Raw genomic sequence first — 1,761 nt, 5'->3', positions numbered from 1 at the left:
CGCGGGCCGGCGGCCGCGCTGACGAGCCCGCGCGTGAGGCCCCACCGACCCGGATCACGCTCGGTGCGGGTGCGGGCGCGGGTGCGGGTGCGGGTGCGGGTGCAGGCGCACCCGCCTCTGCGGGATCAGGGCCCGCCCGGACGGCGGGCGTCGACGTCGACGACCTGTCGAGCCTCCCGCTGGGCTCCATCGCGACGGAGGTGCCCCGGCCGGTCGACGAGCCGCCGCGGTCGCCCGTGGTGCTCGACCGCCGTCCGGTGCGGATCGCCCTGCTGGTCGCCGCCGGTGTGGCGGTGCTGGGCGGGTCCGCGGTGCTCGGATTCGTCGTGACCCGCGGGGCCGTCAGTCCCTCCGAGGAGGCGGTCACAGGGTGCACCGAGGTCTCGGAGCCCGGCCGCGTGGTCGGCGCTGGGCCCGGATCGCTCGACACGCCCGCCGGCGCGGTCCTGGCGTTCGACCACGCCTACTACGTGGAGCGGTCGGCGGCGAAGGCGTTCGAGGCGGTCTCGCCGTCCAGTCGGATGACCGAGGAGCAGCTGCGCGTCGAGGGCGTCGAGCGGGTCCCCGAGGGCACCACCCACTGCGTGGAGGCGCGGGAGCTGTCGCCCACGCTGCTCGAGGTCGACCTCACCGAGTACCCGCCGGAGGCCGATCCGGTCCTGATCCGTCAGCGCGTGCGACTCGCCGAGAACCCCGACGGCACGTGGGGGATCGTCTCCATCACCCCGGCCGGCTGAGCGCGCGGCCGATCAGGGCCCGGCGTCGATGTACTCCGGGCCGGGGGTCCGCCCGGCGGCGACCGCCTCGAAGAACCCCGTGGTGGTGGGGCCCCACGTCAGATACGAGCCCACCGATCCCGACGCCATCCCGTCGTGGGGGGCGGTCACGGTCAGCGGGTCGTCGCTGAGACGCCACATGACCCGCGCGAGGGTCCAGATGTGGTCGCCGGTGTCGACGGTGACGGCCTCGGCGCCGGAGTTCAGCAGCGGCACCGCGGTGAACGGGTTGAGCAGGTTCCCGGGGGACAGGGTCTTGCGCATGAGCGCGCCGAGGAACTGCCGCTGGTTACGCACCCGCTGGAGGTCCTGCTCGGCGAACCCGTAGCGGGTGCGGACGAATCCCAGGGCCTGCGGTCCGGCGAGCGTCTGGCATCCGGCGGCCAGATCGAGGCCGGCGAGCGGGTCGACGATGGGCTCCTCGATGCAGATGTCCACTCCGCCCACGGCGTCGACGATCCCGGCGAAGCCGCCGAATCCGATCTCCGCGTAGTGGTCGATCCGCACGCCCGTCTGCTGCTCGAGCGTCTGGGTGAGCAGCGGCGGTCCACCGAACGTGTAGGCCGCGTTGAGCTTGTTCTCGCCGTAACCGGGGATGGTCACGAGCAGGTCGCGGGGCAGCGAGATGAGCATCGTGCGGTCGCCGCCGCGCGGGGTGTAGACGAGCATCATCGTGTCGGTCCGCTTGCCGCCGGCGTCGGACTCGGACCCGGTCGACAGCTGCGCCTGCTGCTCGGGGGTGAGCCCCTCGCGGGAGTCGGTGCCCACGAGCAGGGTCACGGTGCCGGGCGTGTTGCCGCCCCGCCCCGGGTAGTCGGTGAGCGCGTCAATCCGTTGCAGCTTCGAGTCCGCCCACAGGGCCGTGACCACACCCAACGTGAGCACGAGGACCAGCACGAGGCCGACAATGCGCAGCGGCCCGATCCGCCGCCACAGGGGAGCCCGGCCCGGGCGCCGGCGGGGTCGGGCGGCCGAGGCCGCCCGC

2 protein-coding genes are annotated in these 1,761 nt (G+C 74.1%); one reads left to right on the top strand and one right to left on the bottom strand.

Going from position 1 to position 1,761, the window contains the following annotated elements:
- Nucleotides 1-737 (top strand): DUF8176 domain-containing protein (locus tag HMPREF3086_RS01630; RefSeq protein ID WP_070719845.1); only part of this gene is annotated, 737 nt, incomplete at its 5' end.
- A 12-nt stretch (nucleotides 738-749) separates the two neighbouring features.
- Here HMPREF3086_RS01630 and HMPREF3086_RS01625 read toward each other — a convergent pair.
- Nucleotides 750-1,761 (bottom strand): LCP family protein (locus HMPREF3086_RS01625; protein WP_371441637.1); only part of this gene is annotated, 1,012 nt, incomplete at its 5' end.

It is taken from the genome of Dietzia sp. HMSC21D01 (genome assembly GCF_001815995.1).
Classification (GTDB): domain Bacteria; phylum Actinomycetota; class Actinomycetes; order Mycobacteriales; family Mycobacteriaceae; genus Dietzia; species Dietzia cinnamea.
Note: the sequence above shows the minus strand (reverse complement) of the source record. Positions and strands in the feature narration are given on the sequence as shown.